This is a genomic window from Arthrobacter sp. ov407 (genome assembly GCF_900102895.1).
GTDB lineage: Bacteria > Actinomycetota > Actinomycetes > Actinomycetales > Micrococcaceae > Arthrobacter.
Genome location: NZ_FNGD01000009.1, coordinates 20,819 through 41,690 on the forward strand (window position 1 = coordinate 20,819; position 20,872 = coordinate 41,690).

At 64.3% G+C, this 20,872-nt stretch carries 21 protein-coding genes and 2 pseudogenes; 18 read left to right on the forward strand and 5 right to left on the reverse strand.

Features of this window, described 5'->3' with window-relative positions; translation table 11 throughout:
- The first annotated feature begins 1,154 nt into the window (after positions 1–1,154).
- The 11 genes and pseudogenes from BLS42_RS12765 to BLS42_RS12805 all read left to right on the forward strand — a co-directional run bounded on the left by BLS42_RS12765 (position 1,155) and on the right by BLS42_RS12805 (position 9,085).
- Entirely contained in the window at positions 1,155–2,108 is a 954-nt protein-coding gene (locus tag BLS42_RS12765; protein ID WP_090581717.1) for a LysR substrate-binding domain-containing protein, read from the forward strand.
- Complete coding sequence (locus BLS42_RS12770) at positions 2,098–3,201, forward strand: mandelate racemase/muconate lactonizing enzyme family protein (protein ID WP_090581719.1); 1,104 nt, start codon at positions 2,098–2,100, stop codon at positions 3,199–3,201. The genes BLS42_RS12765 and BLS42_RS12770 overlap by 11 nt, the downstream gene beginning before the upstream one ends.
- A 33-nt stretch (positions 3,202–3,234) precedes the next feature.
- Positions 3,235–3,513, forward strand: a complete 279-nt coding sequence (gene catC, locus BLS42_RS12775) for a muconolactone Delta-isomerase (RefSeq protein WP_090581721.1) — start codon at positions 3,235–3,237, stop codon at positions 3,511–3,513.
- Between the two features lie 209 nt (positions 3,514–3,722).
- On the forward strand, positions 3,723–4,592 hold the full coding sequence (gene catA / locus BLS42_RS12780; protein WP_090581723.1) for a catechol 1,2-dioxygenase: 870 nt from the start codon (positions 3,723–3,725) through the stop codon (positions 4,590–4,592).
- 141 nt (positions 4,593–4,733) lie between these two features.
- A complete protein-coding gene (locus tag BLS42_RS12785) occupies positions 4,734–5,207 on the forward strand; it encodes a MarR family winged helix-turn-helix transcriptional regulator (protein ID WP_090581725.1) in 474 nt (157 codons plus the stop codon).
- Positions 5,204–6,187, forward strand: a complete 984-nt coding sequence (locus BLS42_RS12790; RefSeq protein ID WP_256336455.1) for a zinc-binding alcohol dehydrogenase family protein — start codon at positions 5,204–5,206, stop codon at positions 6,185–6,187. Before BLS42_RS12785 ends, BLS42_RS12790 begins: the two co-directional genes overlap by 4 nt.
- 86 nt (positions 6,188–6,273) lie before the next feature.
- Positions 6,274–6,525 (forward strand): hypothetical protein, encoded by a 252-nt coding sequence (locus BLS42_RS20405; protein WP_218122109.1) that lies wholly within the window; start codon positions 6,274–6,276, stop codon positions 6,523–6,525.
- 2 nt (positions 6,526–6,527) lie between these two features.
- A pseudogene (locus tag BLS42_RS12795) lies at positions 6,528–7,598 on the forward strand (MFS transporter); the annotation flags it as partial.
- Positions 7,595–7,765 (forward strand): hypothetical protein, encoded by a 171-nt coding sequence (locus BLS42_RS20270; protein WP_176803411.1) that lies wholly within the window; start codon positions 7,595–7,597, stop codon positions 7,763–7,765. The pseudogene BLS42_RS12795 and the gene BLS42_RS20270, both read left to right, overlap by 4 nt.
- Positions 7,766–7,853: 88 nt before the next feature.
- Positions 7,854–8,462 carry a cysteine hydrolase family protein gene (locus BLS42_RS12800; RefSeq protein WP_090581728.1) on the forward strand — a complete coding sequence of 203 codons (609 nt, stop codon included), beginning with the start codon at positions 7,854–7,856 and terminating at the stop codon, positions 8,460–8,462.
- Positions 8,459–9,085: an alpha/beta hydrolase gene (locus BLS42_RS12805; protein ID WP_090581730.1), complete on the forward strand. Its 627-nt coding sequence runs from the start codon at positions 8,459–8,461 to the stop codon at positions 9,083–9,085. Before BLS42_RS12800 ends, BLS42_RS12805 begins: the two co-directional genes overlap by 4 nt.
- Positions 9,086–9,307: 222 nt before the next feature.
- Here the strand turns inward: BLS42_RS12805 and BLS42_RS12810 are convergent, their stop codons facing one another.
- The gene (locus BLS42_RS12810; protein WP_143019192.1) at positions 9,308–10,528 is read right to left on the reverse strand and encodes an NAD(P)-dependent alcohol dehydrogenase; all 1,221 of its coding nucleotides are present in this window, start codon (positions 10,526–10,528) and stop codon (positions 9,308–9,310) included.
- 459 nt (positions 10,529–10,987) lie between these two features.
- Here BLS42_RS12810 and BLS42_RS12820 point away from each other — a divergent pair, with 459 nt between their 5' ends.
- Both BLS42_RS12820 and BLS42_RS12825 read left to right on the forward strand, forming a co-directional pair.
- The gene (locus tag BLS42_RS12820) at positions 10,988–11,578 is read left to right on the forward strand and encodes a TetR/AcrR family transcriptional regulator (RefSeq protein WP_176803413.1); all 591 of its coding nucleotides are present in this window, start codon (positions 10,988–10,990) and stop codon (positions 11,576–11,578) included.
- A 231-nt stretch (positions 11,579–11,809) separates the two neighbouring features.
- The gene (locus BLS42_RS12825; RefSeq protein ID WP_090581982.1) at positions 11,810–12,451 is read left to right on the forward strand and encodes an NADPH-dependent F420 reductase; all 642 of its coding nucleotides are present in this window, start codon (positions 11,810–11,812) and stop codon (positions 12,449–12,451) included.
- Positions 12,452–12,716: 265 nt separating this feature from the next.
- Here BLS42_RS12825 and BLS42_RS20275 read toward each other — a convergent pair whose 3' ends face one another.
- Positions 12,717–12,920, reverse strand: a complete 204-nt coding sequence (locus tag BLS42_RS20275) for a hypothetical protein (protein WP_218122112.1) — start codon at positions 12,918–12,920, stop codon at positions 12,717–12,719.
- Between BLS42_RS20275 and BLS42_RS12835 the strand changes: the two are divergent.
- Positions 12,892–13,875, forward strand: a pseudogene (locus BLS42_RS12835) (MFS transporter); the annotation flags it as partial. The gene BLS42_RS20275 and the pseudogene BLS42_RS12835 overlap by 29 nt on opposite strands.
- 227 nt (positions 13,876–14,102) lie before the next feature.
- Here BLS42_RS12835 and BLS42_RS12840 read toward each other — a convergent pair.
- Positions 14,103–15,068, reverse strand: coding sequence for an amidohydrolase family protein (locus tag BLS42_RS12840; RefSeq protein ID WP_090581735.1), 966 nt, complete (start codon positions 15,066–15,068; stop codon positions 14,103–14,105).
- 472 nt (positions 15,069–15,540) lie between these two features.
- On the opposite strand from BLS42_RS12840, the gene BLS42_RS12845 reads away from it, so the two are divergent.
- Positions 15,541–16,458 (forward strand): CPBP family intramembrane glutamic endopeptidase, encoded by a 918-nt coding sequence (locus BLS42_RS12845; protein ID WP_090581737.1) that lies wholly within the window; start codon positions 15,541–15,543, stop codon positions 16,456–16,458.
- 336 nt (positions 16,459–16,794) lie between these two features.
- Here BLS42_RS12845 and BLS42_RS12850 read toward each other — a convergent pair whose 3' ends face one another.
- Positions 16,795–17,376 carry a flavodoxin domain-containing protein gene (locus BLS42_RS12850; RefSeq protein ID WP_371129570.1) on the reverse strand — a complete coding sequence of 194 codons (582 nt, stop codon included), beginning with the start codon at positions 17,374–17,376 and terminating at the stop codon, positions 16,795–16,797.
- 370 nt (positions 17,377–17,746) lie between these two features.
- Between BLS42_RS12850 and BLS42_RS12855 the strand changes: the two genes are divergently transcribed.
- Entirely contained in the window at positions 17,747–17,992 is a 246-nt protein-coding gene (locus BLS42_RS12855) for an SHOCT domain-containing protein (protein ID WP_090581741.1), read from the forward strand.
- A complete protein-coding gene (locus tag BLS42_RS12860) occupies positions 17,992–19,449 on the forward strand; it encodes a multicopper oxidase family protein (RefSeq protein ID WP_090581743.1) in 1,458 nt (485 codons plus the stop codon). The genes BLS42_RS12855 and BLS42_RS12860 overlap by 1 nt, the downstream gene beginning before the upstream one ends.
- Positions 19,450–19,511: 62 nt before the next feature.
- Here BLS42_RS12860 and BLS42_RS20280 read toward each other — a convergent pair whose 3' ends face one another.
- On the reverse strand, positions 19,512–19,673 hold the full coding sequence (locus BLS42_RS20280; protein ID WP_176803415.1) for a hypothetical protein: 162 nt from the start codon (positions 19,671–19,673) through the stop codon (positions 19,512–19,514).
- Positions 19,674–20,205: 532 nt separating this feature from the next.
- Here BLS42_RS20280 and BLS42_RS12870 point away from each other — a divergent pair.
- The gene (locus BLS42_RS12870) at positions 20,206–20,817 is read left to right on the forward strand and encodes a DUF305 domain-containing protein (protein ID WP_090581747.1); all 612 of its coding nucleotides are present in this window, start codon (positions 20,206–20,208) and stop codon (positions 20,815–20,817) included.
- Positions 20,818–20,872 lie beyond the last annotated feature (55 nt).

The following is a 20,872-nucleotide window of genomic DNA, read 5'->3' on the forward strand; positions in this document are numbered from 1 at the left end:
GCGGGGTCCTACGCACGACTGAGCGGGATGAGGCTCGATTCCGGCTCGGCGGCTTCTCGGCCGGGCGAGGCAAGATCGGCGAGGGACGCACGCGCGTTCAAAACTCTCGGTGTGAGGCCACGGAGAGAGTCTGGCCCGAACGCTCAATGAGGCGGCCGGCAGCGAAGGGCGAGAAAAAGACCTGAAAGCGAACAAGAGGTCGTGTAACGCAAAACTCGTGACCGAATGAACTTGTGTCAGCAGAAGCAGGCGAAGAAGAAGTCACCGATGAGCCCCGGGATCACACCCACACGGGTGTGGACAGTAATGATGGAACCCCCTTTGGCCGCACGAGACGGCACGCACCTCTCCTTCAGCCCCTCAGCAGCGACGAACCGGGTCGAAAAATCCGCAGGAAATTTGCGTCAGGTCATGTCATCACCACAACCCCGGGGCATGAATAGGTACAAGGCCAACCAGGCCCACCAGACCAAGCCGCAAAGGAGACCCGAATGACCCCACATCCCAGCAGGCGGAGGACTCACTAGCCAGGGCTCTGAACCCGCCACCCACGTAACTTCACAGGCCACCGCGGCAGCCGGGCACCAGCCGAGGAACAACCGTCAGAGGGACCCGACCAGGGTGGATGTACACATGTTAAAGCAAAAACCCCCTCTGACGAGGGGGAATGCTGTGCCCGAGGTGGGACTCGAACTGCATTCCAACCCCTGTAAACACTGGGAAGTCCCGAAAACATGCGGAATCCGGCCCGATCCGACCCACATACGACCCGATCCGAGACCCGACGTGTGCACAATGTACACACGGCCGCCGGCCCAACTGAGGAAGTGGCGCCTCGCACCAGCAGTGTCTGGCCCTGTGACAGGTCCAGGCCCGTGGTGAGTTTCGGCGATTGGTAATAGGGCGGTTTCTCACCGACGTCGCAACAGGTCGTGAGGGCAGCCGGCCCGTCCGTGCTGACCCCGTCAGGCGCATAGGACATGAATCAGGATGGGTGGGTGTGTGGACTTAGACCACACACCCATCGGCATCCATACGTGAAACCTCTGAATTGGCCCAGAATTGGTATTTCCCTCACCGAATACGGGTCCATACGCTGGAGACAGCACTAAGCACGGTCGCGAGGACCCGACGAAAACTGCGGAAGGGGACACATGGAGACCAGGCATCTACGGTATTTCCTGGCCGTCGCCGAGGAGAAGCACTTCGGCCGTGCGGCGCTGCGGCTTCACATGGCCCGGCCTCCCCTGTCGCACCAGATTAAACAGCTAGAGGAGCAGGTGGGTACGCCGCTCTTCGAGCGCACCACACGCAAAGTGGAACTCACCCCGGCCGGAGAACTGCTCTTCGAACGGGGCCGGCGCATCCTCCAGGACCTCGAAGACCTTGAATCGGACATAGTCCAGGTGGGTGAAGGCGCATCCGGTGTGTTGCGTCTGGGACTCTCCGGATCCGCCACCTATCGTCTGCTTCCTTCGCTCGTGCAGAGGGTGCAGCGAGAACTCGCGGGGCTGAAGCTGACCGTGCGGGGTGAGATGCTGACACCGCAAATGGTCGCAGACCTCGAGGAAGGAAGGCTCGACATCGCGGTGCTGCGGCCACCGGTTCACTCACCGGATCTGGGATTGGCCTACCTAGAGCAGGACCGGCTCGTTGCGGCCCTGCACGCAACTCATCCGCTGGCCAGTCGGGAGCAGTTGAGTCTGGCGGACCTCGCTGACGAGGCATTCGTCGGTTACCCTGCGGAGTCGGTGGTCACCAGGATCTTCCACGAGGCCTGCCGCCGCCAGGGATTCTCTCCGCGAATCGTCCAAGAGACCCGCGAAACATCCACTCTGCTCTCCCTGGTCGCAGCCGGTATGGGTATCGCTCTCGTTCCGATTACCTCCCGCATGTTCACCTTTCAGGACATTGTGTTCCGGCACGTCAACGACGCACCCGCCGTCGACCTCGCCGTTGCCTGGCGGCTTAGCGACAAAGCGCCACTCGTTCAGCGCTTCCTGACGCTGTTCGATACCGTCCCCGGCCACCTCGGCACCATGCCGTCCCGACCAGCTGGCGTCGCAGCCATATCCAAACTCCCCGAGGAACCTACCGATGAAAATTGAACGTATCGAGACGATTCCTTACTCGATTCCCTACTCCCACCCTTTGCGGTTTGCCAGCGGTGAAGTCCATGCAGCCGCGCATGTGCTCGTGCGGATCCACACCGACGAGGGCGTCACGGGGATCGCAGACACGCCTCCCCGCCCCTACACCTATGGCGAAACCCAGGCATCGATTGTGTCCGTTTTGCAGGACATCTTCGCCCCGCAGGTCGTCGGCTTGGACCCATTGGACCGGGAAAAAGTGCAGCGGATCATGGCCCGCACTGTGAACAACCCAACCGCCAAAGGCGCAGTGGACATCGCACTTTGGGACATTGCCGGAAAAGCGTTCGGGGTTCCGGTACACAAACTGCTGGGCGGCTACACCGACAGCATGCGGGTCTCCCACATGCTTGGCTTCCGCCCAGCCCCGGAACTACTCGACGAAGCGCTGCGATTCCGCGAGCTGTACGGCATCACCACGTTCAAGCTCAAGACCGGACGTCGTCCGCTATCCCTCGACGTCGAGGCCGCCCGAGTCCTGCGAGAAGGACTTGGCGAGGAGGCTGAAATCTATCTCGATGCCAACCGGGGCTGGAGCGCCAACGAGGCCCTCGAAGTGCTCCGTCGCACCGACGGCCTGGGACTGAGCATGCTGGAAGAACCTTGCGACGCCGCCGAGGCGATGAGCCGTCGACGCCTCGTGCGCCTGTCACCCATCCCGGTTGTCGGCGATGAGTCCGTTCCGACTCCAGGAGACGTTGCGCGCGAGCTCCTGTCGGGGGGTTGCAACGCCATCTGCATCAAGACGGCCCGCAGCGGGTTCACGCAGGCCAAAGAGATCCTGGGCCTATGCACCGGGCTGGGAGTGGATGTGACCATGGGAAACCAGATCGACACCCAGATCGGGTCCCTGGCCACCGTCACTTTCGGCGCCGCCCACGAAGCCACGCAACGTCGGGCAGGCGAGCTGTCCAACTATCTGGACATGGCCGACGACCTCATCGCAGAACCCCTCACCATCCGCAACGGAGCCATCCGGGTCCGCGAAGCCCCCGGGGTTGGTGCCGACATCGACGAACTCAAACTTGCCCGCTACCGCCAAGACACCTAAATCCCGGAAATTCCTCATCCCAAGGAGCCCCCAATGCTGTTTCTGGTCCGCATGGACGTCCACCTGCCCACCGATATGCCGCCCGAACAGGCCAACGAGATCAAAGACCGGGAGAAGACCTACTCCCAGCCCCTGCAGCGGGACGGACGCTGGCGGCACATCTGGCGGATCGTCGGCGAGTACTCCAATTTCTCCCTCTTCGACGTGTCCAGCAACGACGAACTCCACGGGCTCCTTACCGGGCTGCCCCTGTTCCCATATATGGACATCGCCGTCACCCCGCTCGCGCACCACCCCTCAGATATCACCTGACGGTTTCGAAGGAGCTCTATCGCGTGGAACGCCTGCACCAGAAAATAGAACTGCAGCACAGTTCCGGCATTCATTCGTGCCGGGTCTGAATAGGAACAAAATAGGTATTTCCCTCCGCCCAATCCCGCGGCCTACCGTATAAATATCCCCGGCTAATCCCGGACACAGTCGCAAAGACGCCCTCCGACAAAAATGACATAGGAGTCATCATGAGCGTTGAAACTCCCGTCCCCCGCTCCGAAGCCACCGGCACCGCCGCCGAGGCCGGCGCCGGGGCCACCGCCCGCTTCCGCGCCAACAAAACATCAGAGGCAGCCTCTTCCCGGGAACGCGTCGCACATCTGGCTGGCCGCCTCGTCAAGGCAATCAACGACACTGTCCTCGAAGAGAAAGTCTCCTACGCCGAATACAACGCGTTGAAAGCCTGGCTGATCAAGGTCGGCGAAGACGGCGAATGGCCACTGTTCCTCGATGTCTGGGTGGAACACTCCGTTGAAGAAGTTGCGAACGAAAACCGCCACGGGTCCAAGGGCACCATCGAGGGCCCGTACTACGTGCCCGACTCACCCGCACAGGAAACCCCGGCCACCTTGCCCATGCGCGACGACGAACCCGGCACGCCGCTGCTGTTCCAGGGTCACGTCACCGATGTCGACGGCGTACCGCTGCCGGGCGCCAAGGTGGAAATCTGGCAGGCAGACGACCTCGGTTTCTATTCGCAGTTTGCTCCCGGCCTCCCCGAGTGGAACCTCCGCGGAACCGTCCTGGCCGACAACGAAGGCCATTTCCAGATCAACACGATCCGGCCTGCCCCGTATCAAATCCCGACAGACGGTGCCTGCGGCCAGCTCATCGCTGCAGCCGGATGGCACGCCTGGCGCCCGGCGCATCTGCATTTGAAGGTCTCCGCCCCAGGTGCCCAGCTGATCACGACCCAGCTGTACTTCCCTGGCGATCCACACAATGCGGATGACATTGCCTCGGCGGTCAAGCCCGAGCTCATGCTCGGTGTTCAAGACCGCGAAGATGGTCCGGGCCGCGTCACAACGTACGACTTCCGGCTCGACCCCGAAGCCTGAGGCTCCCCCATTCAGCCAATCGGGTGCGATGGCCCATCCAATGAATAGAGAACAACTGGACAATCCCGCTAGCCGATCGCGCGAACAGGAGTAGAATCCAGGGAAGTATCTTCCATGGAATCTAAATGCTAGTGTTGATTCATGGACACCAGAGCTGACCGGACTGACTTCTATCCCCTCTTCAGTACGCTGACCCGGCTTGAAACAGAGCTGTGGGATGCGGTTGACGCCCGCCTGCGCCAGGAATGCGGGCTTCCCCTGGGGAGGTTCGAGGCGATGGTCGTCGTCTCCTCCCTTGGCACGTGCAGGGTGTTCGACATCGCCTCGGCGCTGGCCATCACGGTGGGCGGCGCCAGCAAGCTGGTTGACCGCGTCGAGGCGGCGGGGTACTGCTCGCGGAAGATGAACCCGGGCGACCGGCGCTCCTCCCTCCTTGACCTCACCGCGGCGGGATCCACTGTAGTTGAGCGGGGCCGCCAGGTGGTCGAGGAAGAACTCGCCCGCTGGTTCACCCCGGCCCTGAGTCCGACGGAGACCACCACCCTGCTCGACCTCTTGGCCCGGCTTCGCAGCGCCCAGCGGCCCGCCCTGGACTTCAAGGCGGCCGGCCAGTGAGCGGGCGCACCATGCGAGCAGTCGTGCTGGACGGCCCGGGGCCGGCCGAGGCACTGGTCATCCGGGAAAGGGCCATCCCTACGCCCCGGCCCGGGCAGGTGCTCATCCGGGTCCGGGCCTTCGGGCTCAACCGCTCGGAACTGCACACGCGCCTGGGCCTGGCCGAGGGCGTCACGTTTCCGCGCGTGCCCGGCATCGAAGCCGTCGGCGAGGTGGCGGACTCCCCCGGCGGCGAGTTCCGCGCCGGGCAGAAGGTGGTCACCCTGATGGGCGGCATGGGCCGGGTCTTCGACGGCGGCTACGCCGAGTACACCTGCGTGCCGGCCCGGCAGGTCATCTCGTTCGACTCAGACTTGCCCTGGTCCGTCATCGGCGCCATCCCTGAGATGCTGCAGACCGCACACGGCTCCCTCACCATTGGCCTGGACATCCAGCCCGGCCAGAGCCTGCTCATCCGCGGCGGAACGTCGTCCGTCGGCATGGCCGCCGCGATCCTGGCCAAGCGCCGCGGGCTCACGGTCCTGGCCTCGACCCGCGACGAGGCCAAGCGGGAAGCACTGGACGCGATCGGCGTCGATCATGTCCTGATCGACGACGGCGGCCTCGCCGCTGCCGTGCGCCGCATTGTTCCCGACGGCGTGGACGCCGCCCTCGAGCTCGTCGGCACCCCGACGCTGCGTGACACGCTGCGCGCCACCCGGGTCCACGGCACCGTATGCTTCACCGGGATGCTCTCAAACCAGTGGACAGTCCCGGATTTCTATCCGATTGACTACATTCCGCGGGGTGTCCGGCTGACCTCCTACACCGGGGGCGCCGCCGACCTTCCCGGCGGTGTGCTCCAGGAATTCCTGCAGGCAGTCAGCGACGGCACTGCAACCGTCCCCATCGGCAAGGTCTACACCCTCGATGACATCGCCCAGGCCCACACCGACATGGAGGAAAGCCGCACCAGCGGCAAACTCGTCGTAACCACGTAAGCGTCACCACCTAAAGGACCCGAACCGGCACGGCTCAACCTCATGGGGCCGGCCTCTGCCTTGCCTCCAAACCAGGAGTTGAACCCATGCCCCTTTTCGCTGCCCTCCCCCGCCCACCGCACCAGGCAGAACGACCCGCAGGTGGCACCGCCGCCGGCGATTCCCTGCCGCGGACCTCGATCGCCGTCGCAGCCCTGTCCACCATCGTGGAATGGTACGACTTCACCCTGTACCTCTTCATGGCCACCATCCTGTCCCGGGTCATTTTCGGCGGTGGCACGGAATCCCTGCTGGCCACGCTCGCGGCGTTCGCCGTGTCCTACCTCTGCGGCCCGTAGGCGCACTGGTGTTCGGACGCTTCGGGGACCGCTTCGGCCGACGGCCCGTACTGCTGGCGAGCATGGCCGTCATGGCTGCGGCCATGTTCGCCACCACCCTGCTCCCCACGCACGCACAGGCTGGCGCCACGGCTGGGGCTGCCTTCCTCGCCCTGCGATGCCTGATGGCCTTCTCCGTCGGCGGGGAATACTCCGCCATCACCACCTACCTCTACGAAGGTGCCCGGCCCGGACGCCGCGGCCTGATCGCCTCGCTGGCCTCGATGGCCAGCGAAATCGGAGCACTGCTCGCCGTTGCGGTCTCCGCCATCACCACCACGATGCTGGACCAGGCGGCTCTGGACAACTGGGGATGGCGCATCCCCTTCGCCTTCGGCACCTTCCTGGCACTGGCAACGCTTGCGGCCAGGAGCACGCTGCGCGAAACCCCCGTCTTTGCCGGACAGCCGACAGGCGAGACGCACCGGCCCCTGCGGTTCACCCTCCGCACCCAGCACGCCGGACTCTACAGAACCTTCGCCATTTCCGCCCTGGCGTCCACTGCCTACTACGTCGGCATCATCTATGCCCCGACCTTCCTCACCTCGGTCTCCGGCTTCCCTGAAGGCAGCTCCTTGTGGCTGTCCACAGTCGCTTCAGTCACCGTGATCGCGATAACGCCGTTCGCCGGCGCGCTCTCGGACAGGCTTGGGCGACGGACCATGCTGCTCGTGCTGTGCGCCGCTGCCATCGCTTTACCGGTTTTCATGTTCGCCCTCATGACGGCCGGTTCAGTCACCGCGGCATTGGCCGGCGCCGTCGTCCTTGCCTGCACAGCCGGCGGCATCACCGCCGTCGGCGCCTCCGCCGCCGCAGAACAGTTCGCCCCCGCCGGCAGGCTCACCGGACTCGCCCTGGGCGCAACGGCCGCGACAGCCGTCTTTGGTGGCATCGCGCCCTACGCCGCGGAGTTCCTGACCCAGGCAACAGGATGGAACCTGATGCCCGGCGCCCTTGTGGCCGCCGTCGCGCTGGCCACCCTGCCGGTCCTGGCCCGGATGCCGGAAACGGCGGTGCGAGCCCGGACGAATTGATCCAACTGAAGATCGACGTCGGCACTGAAGACGAGATGACGAGCAACCGAGCTGCAACCCTGGCAATCGCCGACACCAAGGGTAAGCAGGCCGCCGGCAGTATCGGCCTCTTCGTGGATATCGGCACCGAAGCCTTCTTCTCCAACCTCGTCCTCGCTCCGCACTGAGCATTCCCCCGCCGTGAGGGGAATAGAACCACACCTGACTTAGTTGAACCTTAAAGTAATTATTCCAAGGCCCCAATCAGGAGACTCCATGCAGACCGCCCCACTCGACCTCACCAAGACCGCCCTAGTGCTGGTGGACCTTCAGAACGACAACGTCCATTCTGACGGTGCTTTCGCCTCGTCAGGCTCCGCCGTCCATGCCGTTGAGCAGGAGCTGGTGCCGCACGTGAAGCAGTTGCTCGCATGGGCGCGCAGCCAGTCGATGCCTATCATTCACAATCGCATTGTTTTCTACCCCGGGGGTGACTTCGGCGGCAGCAACGCCCCCATCTTCCGGATGATCGGACCCGAGTCGCTCAAGCTCGGCTCATGGGGCGCCGACGCACTGGAAGGGCTGGAGGCTCTCGAGGGAGAACCGGTTCTCCTCCGGAATCGAATGAGCGGCTTCAACGGCACGGGCCTCGATCTGCTGCTGCGGAACCTGGGCGTTACCACGGTGGTGGTGGCAGGGGTCTGGACCAACATGGCTGTGGAACACACGCTCCGGGACGCAGCCGACCACGGCTACCGGCCCATCATCGTCACCGATGCGACATCGAGCATCAATGCCGACTGGCACGGCGCCGCGCTGACTTACGCCCTGACCAACATCGCCGAGTTCACGACGACGGACGAACTCACCGGGGCAGACGCGTGAACCACCTCCCGGACCCCCTTGTCCAGTGGCACTCCACCGACGATCCCACGCGCCCGCTCGTAGTCCTGCTCCACGGCCGCGGCTCCCGCGAAACGGAGATCATCGGACTGGCAGACCACCTCCCCGCCGCCGCAAGCTACGCGGCCGTCCGGGCCCCCATAGCCGAAGGCCGGGGCTTCGCCTGGTTCGCTAACCGCGGCATCGGCCGTCCATTGCCGGATTCCCTGGCTCAGAACATGGCCTGGTTCAGGGAGTGGCTGGAAGGCGTCGCCCCGGCCGGGCGGCCAGTGATACTCATCGGATTCAGCGGTGGTGCCGCCTTCGCCGGAGGCCTCATCCTGGACGACCCGGAACGCTTTGCGGGTGCGGCAATTCTTTATGGAACGCTGCCTTTCGACGCAGGAGTTCCGACCTCTCCGGACCGGCTGCAGGGCGTGCCGATGTTCGTCGCCCAGGGGGACGCCGACACGGTCATTCCGGCGAAACTGCTGGATGCCACGTGGCGCTATCTCGGCGCGGAGTCCGGCGCCAAGACCACGGCCGTCCGCTCCACCGGCGGACACAGCCTTGATGCCGGCACTGCCGCAGCCCTTGCCGAGTGGGTTACGGGGCAGCTGGGCTGACCCCTATTGGCCCGCGGTGTCTCAGGTCCGCAAACCTTCAGGCCCGCGACGTGCGGCACTTCAACCACCGCCGCCGCGGGCCTGCCGCCGCCTGTCTTGCAGAGCCACCGCCAAGTGCTGCAGCCGGAGTCGACGCCTGTCTCCAGCGCCTGCGCGGCGGCCAGGTGATCCGGCCGGCCGACGGCGGGTCGACGTCGAACACGCTGCAATCCGCGCGCTTACCTACGGTGACGGACCCAGAGTCTGCCCACTGCCCCGCAGCCCACCCGGCAGGCCGGCGGTCGCGTGATCCCAAGAAGGGAAATCCAAGGCGCCTTGGAGACCACCGGCCTTGCACTTGTCAGAAGACGATGACGGGTTTGATCGTCTTCCCGCTCTTGGGGAGTCCTCAAAGCCCTGGTTGATGTCGTCAAGGGCATAGTCACTGACGAGTTTTTCGAAGGGGAACCTGCCGTCCTTCCAGAGCTGGATCAGCCGGGGAATGAAGACCTGCGGCACCGAGCTGCCTTGGACCACGGTCTTGAAAGTCCAGCCCTTCACAAGGGACGCGCCGATCTCGAAGCTGACCTCCGTGCCAGGTTTGGCCGCACCAACGAGGGCGAGCGTGCCGCGCACCCCCAAGGCATCGGCGGCCTGGGGAAGGAGTGCGGGCAGTCCCGTGGTGTCCACGACGTAGTCGACACCTGCATCGGCCGTGATTTCGCGAAGCCGCCCGGCGACGTCGTCGGTCTTTGAATTGATGACATGTGTGGCGCCGAGCTCCCGGGCGAGTTCCAACCGTGAGTCGTGGATGTCAACGGCGATGATAGTGGCACAGTCCGCGACGCGCGCAGCCATGACTGCGGCGCAGCCGACGGCGCCAGTGCCGAAGACAACCAGTGAGGACCCGATTTCCGGCTTGAGTTCATTGAGGACAGTTCCCGCCCCGGTGTTGATGCCACAGCCCAGGGGGCCAAGGTGCTCGAGCGGGACGTCCTTGTCGACACGGACGACCGACTCCTCGACGACGTTTGCGTAGGTCGCGAAGGATGACTGGCCGAAGAAGTGGGACGAGATGGCCTCTCCGTCCTTACTTAGCGAGGTTTGGCCGTCCAGACGGCGCCCGCCGAAGTCCGCCGCCATAAGGTTCTCGCAGTACGCCATCTGGCCGTTGCGGCAACGCTTGCAGTGACCGCAGTACGCGGCAGCGAGAACAACATGGTCGCCAGGCACCACGGAGACAACCGAGTCGCCGACCGCTTCGACAACTCCGGCCCCCTCATGACCAAGGACGGCCGGCAGTGGTGTCGGATAGACCCCGTCGCGGACGAGCACGTCCGTGTGGCAGATCCCGGTTGCTACCATGCGGACCCTGACTTCATTGGGCCTCAGGGCGTCCAGTTCAAGCTGTTCGATTGTGAACGGCGTGTTGTGCTCGCGCGCAACAGCGGCAGTTATCTGCATGTCAATCTCCTCATCATCGTGGCCGGGATGATCATGCACCCCGACGTGGCTTGCGAACCCGCGCATGGCGTTTCGCACTGTGCCGCGCCTGTGTGCGCGTCGCAGCGTGGCCCAGCTTCGTCTGGAGCAGGAGAAGGCGGGGAACAGCGAAGTAGACGGCAATGGGAACGACCACAAGAGTGAGCGTGAAAGCGCGCAGGACCGGAGGCCACCCCGGCGCCAACGCGGCCAAGATACTCATCCCCATTGCGGCCAGCGGAAAGATCGCCACCCAGGTGATAGCAGCCCTTACGTGGACGGATGCCATACCGACGGTTCGGTGATGATGCGCATCCGTTTCATCGGCCGCTAGCGCTTTGCCCTCGTGTTCCACTCAATCTCCAAACGTCTGGTTGGAATTGATGCTACTGGGCGGTGATTCGTAAAAGCAAACGAACGGTTGGAGATATGATGGGGGCCATGGCCTGGGACACTGACGCGACGCAGAAGAAGATCCTCGATGCCGCAATCGCCGAGTTCTCCGAACGGGGCTTCTCCGGTGCGCGCATCCATCAGATTTCGCAGATCTCGGGGTGCAACCGCGAACGGATTTACTTCTACTTTGGCGGCAAGGCCGGACTCTTAGAAGCGGCACTCACGCGCGAACTCGCCACCGCCCTGGACGACCTTCCGATCGCCGGCACGGGTCCTGTTGCGATCGGAGATTTTGCGGGACAGTACTTTGATTTTTCCAGGAGTCGCCCCAGCCTCGCACGCCTTACCTTTTGGGAGGGGCTTGAGCAGGGTCATCCGGTAGGAGCCGAGACCCGCGCCCTCCGCTCGGCGAACAAAGTCACCGAGATCCGGAATGCCCTTCCGGCCTTGAGCGAGGCGGCGGCGGAGGATCTGCTCCTGACCATCGTCACCCTTTGCCACGCCTGGGTCTCAAGCCCGAATGTCCCCCTTGTGATCACCGGGGTGCCGGACGAAGAACGCAGACGCGCAGCCATCATGCGCACCAGCGAACTGCTCGCTCAAGATGCCGCGGATATGGCCCAGCGGCCGTCATAAGCGCCAGCCCGGCCTGCGCAGCTACCGCTCCCCCGCGCCCAACCCCGGTGGAACTCAACCGACCCACCCGACTCGCCGCGCGGCCATCAACGCAAGTACTCTGTTCCAAAAAATAGTTGACGCTTCAACTTTCACGGCGTACCTTTAGTTGTAGCTTCAATCATCACTCCCCCAAGAGAACAGAATCTGATGAAAACCCTCCTGGCCCGCATATTCGGAAAGAAGACTCCCATGACGAACCTCACCATCATCGGCAACGGCAACATGGCCCGCGGCATCGCAACCCGTGCCCTCGCCGGCGGCCTGACCGTCGAAATCCTCGGACAGGACGCCACCAAGGCCAAGGAACTGGCCGCCGAGCTTGGCACCGGCGTCACCTTCGGCACCACCGCCGACGCCCCCCAGGGCGCCATCGTGGTCCTGGCCGTCCCCTTCGACGCCGCCAAGTCCGTGGTCAGCACTTACGGCCAGGCCCTGACCGGCAAGACCATCGTGGACATCACCAACCCGGTGAACTTCGAGACCTTCGATTCCCTGGTCGTTGAACCCGGCACCTCCGCCGCCGAAGAAATCGCACGGCTTGCCCCCACCGGCGCCAACGTGGTCAAGGCGTTCAACACCACCTTCGCCGGCACCCTCGTCGCCGGAGAGTCAGGCGGACAGCCGCTGGACGTCTTCATCGCCGGCGACAACGCGGACGCCACCGCGGCCGTCAGCAGCCTCGTCAGCGCCGGCGGCATGCGTCCCCTGGTCGTTGGCCCGCTCAAGCGCTCCCGGGAACTCGAAGGCTTCCAGTTCGTCCTCATGACTATGCAGGCCAACACGGAGTTCGCCGACTTCAACTGGGACACCGGACTCCTGGTCACCAAATAACATCCGGCTGGCAACAGCTAACGCAACGTAAGCGAAAGAAGACGACGGCGGGAAACTTCCCGCCGTCGTCTTCTTTCGCCTCAGGTGGTCAAGGCACCTGACTAAATCCAGCTACCGGCTAGAACACGATCACCGGCTTGATGACGGCACCTCTCGCAGAGTCTTCGAACCCCTGGTTGATATCACTCAGGCTGTAGTTGCGCATCAGCTTGTCCATGGGGAACCGGCCGTCCTTCCACAACTGGATGAGCTTGGGAATGAAAATCTACGGTACGGAACTTCCCTGGATCACAGTTTTGAACGTCCATCCCTTGACCAGCGACAGGCCGATCTCGAACGAGACCTCCGTTCCAGGTGCGGCAGCGCCTACCAGCGCCAGCGTGCCCCGGAGGGCCAGGGCGTCGGCTGCTTTGCGGAGCAGCTCCGGCCGGGCAGTCGTATGGCTTGTAGCGATCCCCGTCCCGCTCATGCTCATCTTCGGTCCGTCCTGGGGATGGACCGTGGCTGCAAACGTGTTCCTCGGCCTCAGCCAAGGCCTGACATGGTCCACCGCCGTGATCATGAAAATGGACCTCGTCGGCCCGAAGCAGCGCGGCCTCGCGATGGGTCTGAACGAAGCGGCAGGATACCTCGGGGTCGCCGTCACTGCCCTGGCTACCGGGTACCTCGCCTCCGCGTACGGGCTCCGACCCGGCCCGTTCCTCCTAGGAGCCGCATACATCGCCCTCGGTTTGATTTTGTCTGTCCTGACCGTGCGCGAAACCCATCATCACGCCAAGACCGAGGCGTCCCGGCACGTCAGCACACACGCCAGTGCGCACGCCGGCCTCACTACCGGGCAGGTGTTCACGCTCACCAGCTTCAAAGACCGCTCACTCCCCGCAGCCAGCCAGGCGGGCCTGGTGAACAACCTCAACGACGGCCTCGCCTGGGGCCTCTTCCCCGTCCTGTTCATCAGCTTCGGGCTAAGCCTGAACCAGGTAGGCATCCTGGCCGCCATCTACCCCGCAGTCTGGGGCGCCGGGCAGCTCTTTACCGGGGCCGCCTCAGACCGGTGGGGCCGAAAATGGCTCTTCGCGTCCGGCATGCTCGTCCAGGCTGCGGGACTCGCGATTGTCGCGGCAGCCCACAGCTTCGGGCCCTGGATCGTCGCCGCCATCCTCCTGGGACTCGGAACGGCCATGGTCTACCCCGCCCTCCTGGCCGCAATCGGCGACGTCGCACACCCAACCTGGCGGGCCCGCTCTGTCGGGGTCTACCGGCTCTGGCGTGACGGCGGCTTCGCTATCGGGGCGCTCCTGTCCGGTCTCATCGCTGACCTTTATGGCATTCAGGCGGCCATCGTCGCCGTAGCTGCACTCACCGCCGCATCCGGTTTAGTCGTCGCCGTCCGAATGCGCGGCAATGACCATACGATGAGATGAAAACTGCCCTTCGTCTAGTACACCAGCCCACATGATCCCGCATAAACGTACAACCGCCAGAAGGCACAGTTCAGCGGCACTCACGACACATACCGACAACAGAACGCCGCCACGCACCGCCAAAAGTCACAACTATTGGGGCATTCGGGTCGTTTTTCGGAGACTTGCCATGGGCGCGTCAGAAACGGTCGTTTTTGACTGCATTGAATAGCCCCCCTTCCCTTGACTTAGCCTTGATCAGGCTTCAGGCGGGGAAACAGTGCCTCGGAATTGCCGCGGTCTATCGCGGCGCGCAGGAAGGGGTCCAGCGGGTAATGCTCGTACTGCATGTTCACGAAATCGATCGCCGGGGAGGGTGCGAACGGGAAGTCAGTGCCGTAGGTGATGCGGCCAGGGTCGGCGACCTCGAGCAGGCTGGGCAGCGCCGCCGGGCTGGCTGACAGGGCGACGTCGTAGTAGAACCGCCGCAGGATGGACTGCTTATTATCTGTCAGCGCCGCCAGCGCGCTGAGGGCCAGGTCCTTATCGTTGAGCATTGTCAGCAGGATCCTGTAGGCGATGTAAGGCACGAAGCCGCCAGCGTGGGCCAGGATGAACTTGATTCCCGAGTGCTTCTCCATTGCACCGGACAGGATCAGGCTGATGGCGGTGCGGGTGGTATCGAGCAAGAAATCCGCGGCGAAGGCGGGTATGCCCGGCACCGACGGAGCGGGCAGTTCACCGGGGTGGATGAACACTACGGCCCGGCGGTGGTGCAGGAACTCCAGCAGAGGGTCAAAGCCCGGGTCGCCCAGGTAGCGTCCGTCGTTGTTGGCCAGCAATACGATTCCGTCCGCGAGCAGGGTGTCCAGGGCGTACCGGGCTTCCGCGAGGGCACCTTCCACGTCGGGCAGCGTGAGGGTCGCGAAGAAGCCGAACCGGTCTGGCCGTGCGGCCACGATTTCTGCACTGTACTCGTTGACCTCCCGCGCCCGCCGCCGCGCCTCCGCGGCGTCACCGAAGTACACCCCGGGCGTGGACAGGGACAGGATGCCGGTCTGCACGTCGTGCCTGTCCATGAACTTCACGGCGGAGCGCTCGGACCACGACGGCAGAACTAAGCCGCCGGGCCGGATGCCCTTCTCATGCATCCAGCGGGCATAGCCCGGCGGAACGATGTGCTGGTGCGTGTCGATGCGGTACGGCCGGCTCATCCGAATCCTTGTCCACATGTCCGTTTCGCTGTTCCGTGGGACCCATAGATCAGCGGATGTGAACAATCTACTCGCTAAGCGGACCCAGACACCGGCTGCAGGGGCGTATCGGCTGAGTTGGACCGCTCCGGAGTGCTCTACGGATTTCGTAAAGACATGGTGGGCAGGTTTCGGGGTGGGTGTATTCGTAGAGGGTTCCGTCTGGCTCGAGTCTTCGACGAAGCAGAAGGACGGCCAGGACCACGACCCACGGCAGGAATGCCCTCGATCATGACGCGTTCCACAATCCCTAACCATGGGCTGCAGCTGTGCAATATCGGAATCATCCGTTACCCGGTCGTGTTCCCGGCCGCGACGGCGCGGCCGGCCATCTTTCCATCGGACACCGCCGGTGTCCATATCACTGCCTAAATGCCCTATCAACAGGGACCCATGAGGGCCACGCTGGCCTCACGGCGGAAGGGCGGTCCTGATGAAAATCACGGGACTTGAAGGCTGGCGCACGTGGATGTGGGCTTCATGGCTCGTGGCGGCAATGTTGTCATTGGCATTCCCTGACCTGACGGTCTACGGAATTGTCATCCCGGCCTCCGCGCTCCTGCTGGCTGTTCTGACCGGCCCGGTGGCCTGGCGGCGCGGGAGCGTCGATAAATCGGATCTGGCAGTGGTAGCAGCGCTGTACATCACCGTCGTCGCGCTGTTCCGCGTAGCCTTCACCGTGTTCACGGCGGCAAACGTTCTCGGCCTTTTCCTTTGCTTTGGTGCCGGCCTGGTCCTGGGGGTCGCGGGGCCGGTTTTCTACACGGTTAAGCGGGGGAGCCCGCTGTCCGATCTGGGCCTGTGGTGGGGGAACTGGAAGCAGGCAACAGTGCTTGGACTCATTCTGGCTTCCATTCAATTTGCAATCACGCTCTTCGGCTACCCCCTGCCGGCACCTGTTGAATGGGTTCCTTTGCTCGTTATGTCTTTGACCGTAGGCGCCTTCGAGACCGTGTTCTTCCGTGGCTTCGTCCAGATGCGCCTCACCGCGAGTTTCGGTCAGGCTCCCGGCATAGCCATCGCGGCTGGCCTGTACACGGCCTACCACGTCGGTTACGGGATGGGCGGCGAAGGAATGGTTTTCCTGCTTGGGCTTGGCGTGGTCTATGCGGTCGCGTTCGCCATGGTCCGCAACGTCCTTGTGTTGTGGCCGCTGCTCACGCCATTGGGCTCGTTCTTTAACAGCCTCAACAGCGGTGACATCGAGCTGCCGTGGGAGGCGATCCTGGGATTCGCCGACGTCCTGGGCCTCATGGCCGCTGCAGTCTGGCTAGGCCACCGGCGGCTGCAGCGAAAAAGCCCGCAGCGGGCAGCAACACCACGTCGAGGAAAGGGCAAGATGCCCCGATAGCGCAGCCCATTGCATGAACACCGCACCGCAGCCAGGGACTGCGGCTTCCGGACCGCCCACCAATCTCGCCGACCCATGGTCAAACACTCCATGGCCCGGACCGTCAGGGCCAACCGGGGCGCGGCCAACAACGATGCCTGGCGGCTGCTGCGTACAGTTGCCGTGAATCTCAAACGACTTCTGGAAAGCGGGCCCGGCATTGTTTGACGAGGACTCGAGCTCGTTGGGGGGAGGCTGAGAATACCGGCCAGAGCCACACCACACCCCAAGACGCCTCCTCCGGCGCACTGGCTTGCCATGTCCGTCCCGCCACGCGGCTGTGCCGTCTCGATGGCATTATCGTGCGATGCTGCCTGCAGATGTGGACGAAGCAGGTTTAGCGAGTTGGCCCGTAATCTGATCCGCCCAGCCGTCGACCGCCGCCCAGTCCCGCAAATCCCCGAAACGGCCCCCGATGAGCCGGAACAACATCAGGAGCGGTGCCGGCATCTGGCCGGCCTTGTAGACACCGGAAAAGATTTTATGGCCGCGAAGCGGAACCTCCTTGACCAGGACTCCTGCCAGGCGTTCCTGCTGCAGAGCCGAACCGCGCTTGCGAAACGGCCTTGGCAGCGCATCAGCCATCCCTACGCTGAACGCCCAGACAGGTCGCGTGGCCAGCTCGTCAGCATGGCCGTTGAAGAACAACAAAGCCGGTTGCAACCAGGCCTGGTTGTGGATGGCGCTGCCGACCACGACAGCCTCGTAGCCGGAAACAGCCTCGACTTCCTCCACGGACCGACACTCGACCTCGCCGAGTGCAACCGCCATACGGGATGCCACATGTTGAGCTATCTCCCGGGAGGACCCAAAAGCGCTTGCATAGGCAACAAGAACCGTCATGATGGAGCCTCCAGTCTTCCTTTCTCCCAGCCTCATGGAACCTGTGCCACCGCGGACGTGCCATAGGTCCCCATGGGTGAAAGACAGTTTAATCGGCACAGACCTGGCCGCTAATCCCGGGGCCCGCGGGGCACGCCAGCCCCCGGAAGAACACTGCGATTTGGGCGTGCGAAACGTTCGCTGATCCAGCATCCCGACCTCGGTTCGACTGAGGTAGGACGAGCGACGGCAGCGGCTGTTTCTCCGGGTATTGCCGACTGCCTCATCCGGCGTGTGATCGTAACGCCGGCTACAGCCCGGCAAGAGAGGCAAAGCACACGGGCGAGGAGGCCTTCGGCCTCTACCGGCAGGCCACGGCCGGCCAAAGAATCGGAGTATCAATGGTCTGAGGAGAAAGGGCGCGCTCATGATGTGGGGCTACGGCCCGAACATGGGCTGGATGTGGCTGTGGGGCATACTCCTGCTCGTCGGCATAGCCCTGCTGGTACTGGTCGCCGTGCGCATGTTTGCCGGAGGCGGGATGCAGGGACCCCCGGGGCCCTACCCCGGCAGGAGCCGGGCCCGGCAGATCCTCGACGTGCGCTTTGCCCGCGGTGAGCTGACCGCGGAGCAATACCGCGAGCATTTGAAGGTTCTCGGCGAGGACCAATAGTGGGCCCACTCAGCCGCCGGAACGCGTTGCTGCTGGGAGGCTTCGGCACGGCGGCCATAGCCGTCGGCGGAGCCGGGCTCTGGTGGACGCTCAGTTCCCGGTTCTCCCCGGTGCCGGGCGGGGACTTCACCGAACCGGAGCAGCTGCGCGGCAGCAACGGACGGTTGCAGGTCCGGCTCGAAGCGTCCCCGGGGTCGGTGCAGCTCGGCGGTCAACAGGCATCGGCGCTGGCCTACAACGGCGGAGTCCCCGGCCCAACCCTGCGGGTCCGGGCCGGGGACGTGCTCGACATCGAGCTGGTCAACAGCATGGCCGTCCCGACCAACCTGCATGTCCACGGACTCCACGTCTCACCGCAGGGCAACGGAGACAACGTTTTCAATGTTGTCCAACCGGGCCACTCGTTCAGCTACGAGTACCGGCTCCCGGCGGACCACCCGCCCGGCGTGTACTGGTACCACCCCCACCTTCACGGCATGGTCGCGGACCAGATTTTCGCCGGCCTGTTCGGTGCGATCATCGTCGAGGACGCACAGCCCGTGGATGTCAGCCGCGAGCGGGTGATGGTCGTCTCTGACATCACCCTGGACGGGTCCGGAACCGTCACCGACGCCTCGCCCATGGACCGGATGCTCGGCCGGGAAGGTGAATTTGTTCTGGTCAACGGACAAAGCAACCCGAAACTGTCCGCCCGGCCGGGCGAGCGTGAGCGGTGGCGGATCGTGAACACCTGCGTGTCCCGCTACCTGCGGCTGCGCCTGGACGGGCAGCAGATGCAGCTCCTCGGCATGGATTCCGGCCGTTTCCCCACGCCCCGGAACGCGGACGAGGTGCTGCTGGCGCCGGGCAACCGTGCAGATGTGCTGGTCACAGCTGTCGAGGGCGACGCCACTCTCGGGGCCGTCTACTACAACCGTGGCAGCATGGCCGCCATGATGGGACCGGCAGAGCCAGCCCCCAGCGACGGCCAGGGCACAGGGGATCTCGTGCTGGCGACTCTCTCGGTGTCCGGCGCCCCGGCCGCTTCTCCTCCGGCGGTGCCGTCCCGGCCTGCAGCGGCGGACCTGAGGACCGCGGCCGTTGCCGCGCACCGGCAGGTGACCCTCGCCGTCGGCGGCATGGGGATGGGGATGATGAGTTTCACCATCAACGGCCGTGGATTCAACGCAAGCCGGACGGACACTACGGTGGCCGCGCAGACGGTGGAGGAGTGGACCCTGATCAATCCCAGCCCGATGGACCACCCCTTCCATCTGCATGTCTGGCCGATGCAGATCGTCGAGGAGCGGGGTCAGACCCCGGGCCAGCCCGTCTGGCGTGACGTCGTCAACATACCCGCCAACGGACAGGTGCGGGTCCGGATCAACTTCACGGATTTCACGGGCCGCTCGGTGTACCACTGCCACATCCTGGACCACGAGGACCAAGGGATGATGGGCGTCATCGAAGTCCGCTAGGCACCGTCAGCACGTGTCCCGACGACGGCCCGGCCAACGCCCAGCCTGTAGCCTTAACCTGCCTAAAGTCCGCCACCGTTATCCGGAGGGAGAATGCCATGGCCGCAGCTTTCATGAGCCATGCCGCAGCCGCCCTTCGCCGCGGATTCCTGCTGATGGGCGTACTTGCCATCGTGGCCGGATTCCTCGGGATGCACATCTTGACCGGAGTGCATGGCGCTCACGCCATGACTGCGGTGACATCCTCCACGGAACCCGCGGGGTCGTCCTCCCCTACGGTACACAGCCTCGCATCACATCCCGGCGCCCATGCCCTGCAAGGCCGCACTACGGGCCATGACTCCATGGCTCTGCCCCCTGCGGCCACAGCGGGTCCCGAGCTGACGGCCGACAGCAGGGCCGCTGCCCCCGCGGCGTCGTGCGTGTGCCAATCCAGCTGTGCCGACCTTGCGTTGATGCACTCGGCCTGTGTGCCCTCGGCGGCCGTGACCTCCCTCGCCGCGCCCCCACCGGGCATGGCACCGACGTCAATCCACACCCCGGACTCGCGCGGAGACGGCGCCGATCGGACCTACTCCTATCTGCCCGCAAGTCCTTCGCCGGGCGATCTGTCGATCAGCCGGAGGTAAGACAGGGCCGCCGTGTCGTACCCGGCGCCCCTCCTTACAAGACACGTTCCAGCCCGATATTTTGGCGCGGGCGTGTCATCCGCAGGCGTGCCACAACGCCAATTTGATGATTGAAGGACGTGACCCCATGAAGAAAACCCTGACCATTTCTGCCTTTGGCTTCGCCGCCGCCATCGCTCTTGCCGGCTGCGCGGGCACCTCCGGAACTACACCCACCAACACCATACCGGGCATGGGCAGCGGCGGCATGGGCATGGCATCCAGCTCAGCCCCCGCAACCGCGGACCACAACGCCGCCGACACCATGTTCATGCAGGGGATGATCCCGCACCACGCCCAGGCCGTGGAAATGAGCGACATGATGCTCAAGAAACAGGGCATGGACGCGCGGATCACCGCACTCGCCACCAAGATCAAGGCCGCACAGGCACCGGAAATCGAGATGATGACGGGCTGGCTCAAGACCTGGAACGAACCCACCCCGATGGCGTCCGGTCACGGCATGGGCGACGGGATGATGGGCGACGAGGACCTCAAGACGCTCGACGCCGCCCAGGGCACCGAAGCGGCCAAGCTGTTCCTGACCCAGATGATCGCCCACCACGAGGGCGCGGTGATGATGGCCAAGACCGAAATCCGCCAGGGCAAGAACCCCGACGCCATCCAGCTGAGCAAGTCGATCGTGACCTCCCAGGAAGCTGAAATCCAGGAAATGAAGGCCCTGCTGGCAAGCCTCTAACCAGCAAACCGGGCCCCGGTCCTTGCCAGGACGGGGCCCTCCCCGGATTTATCCA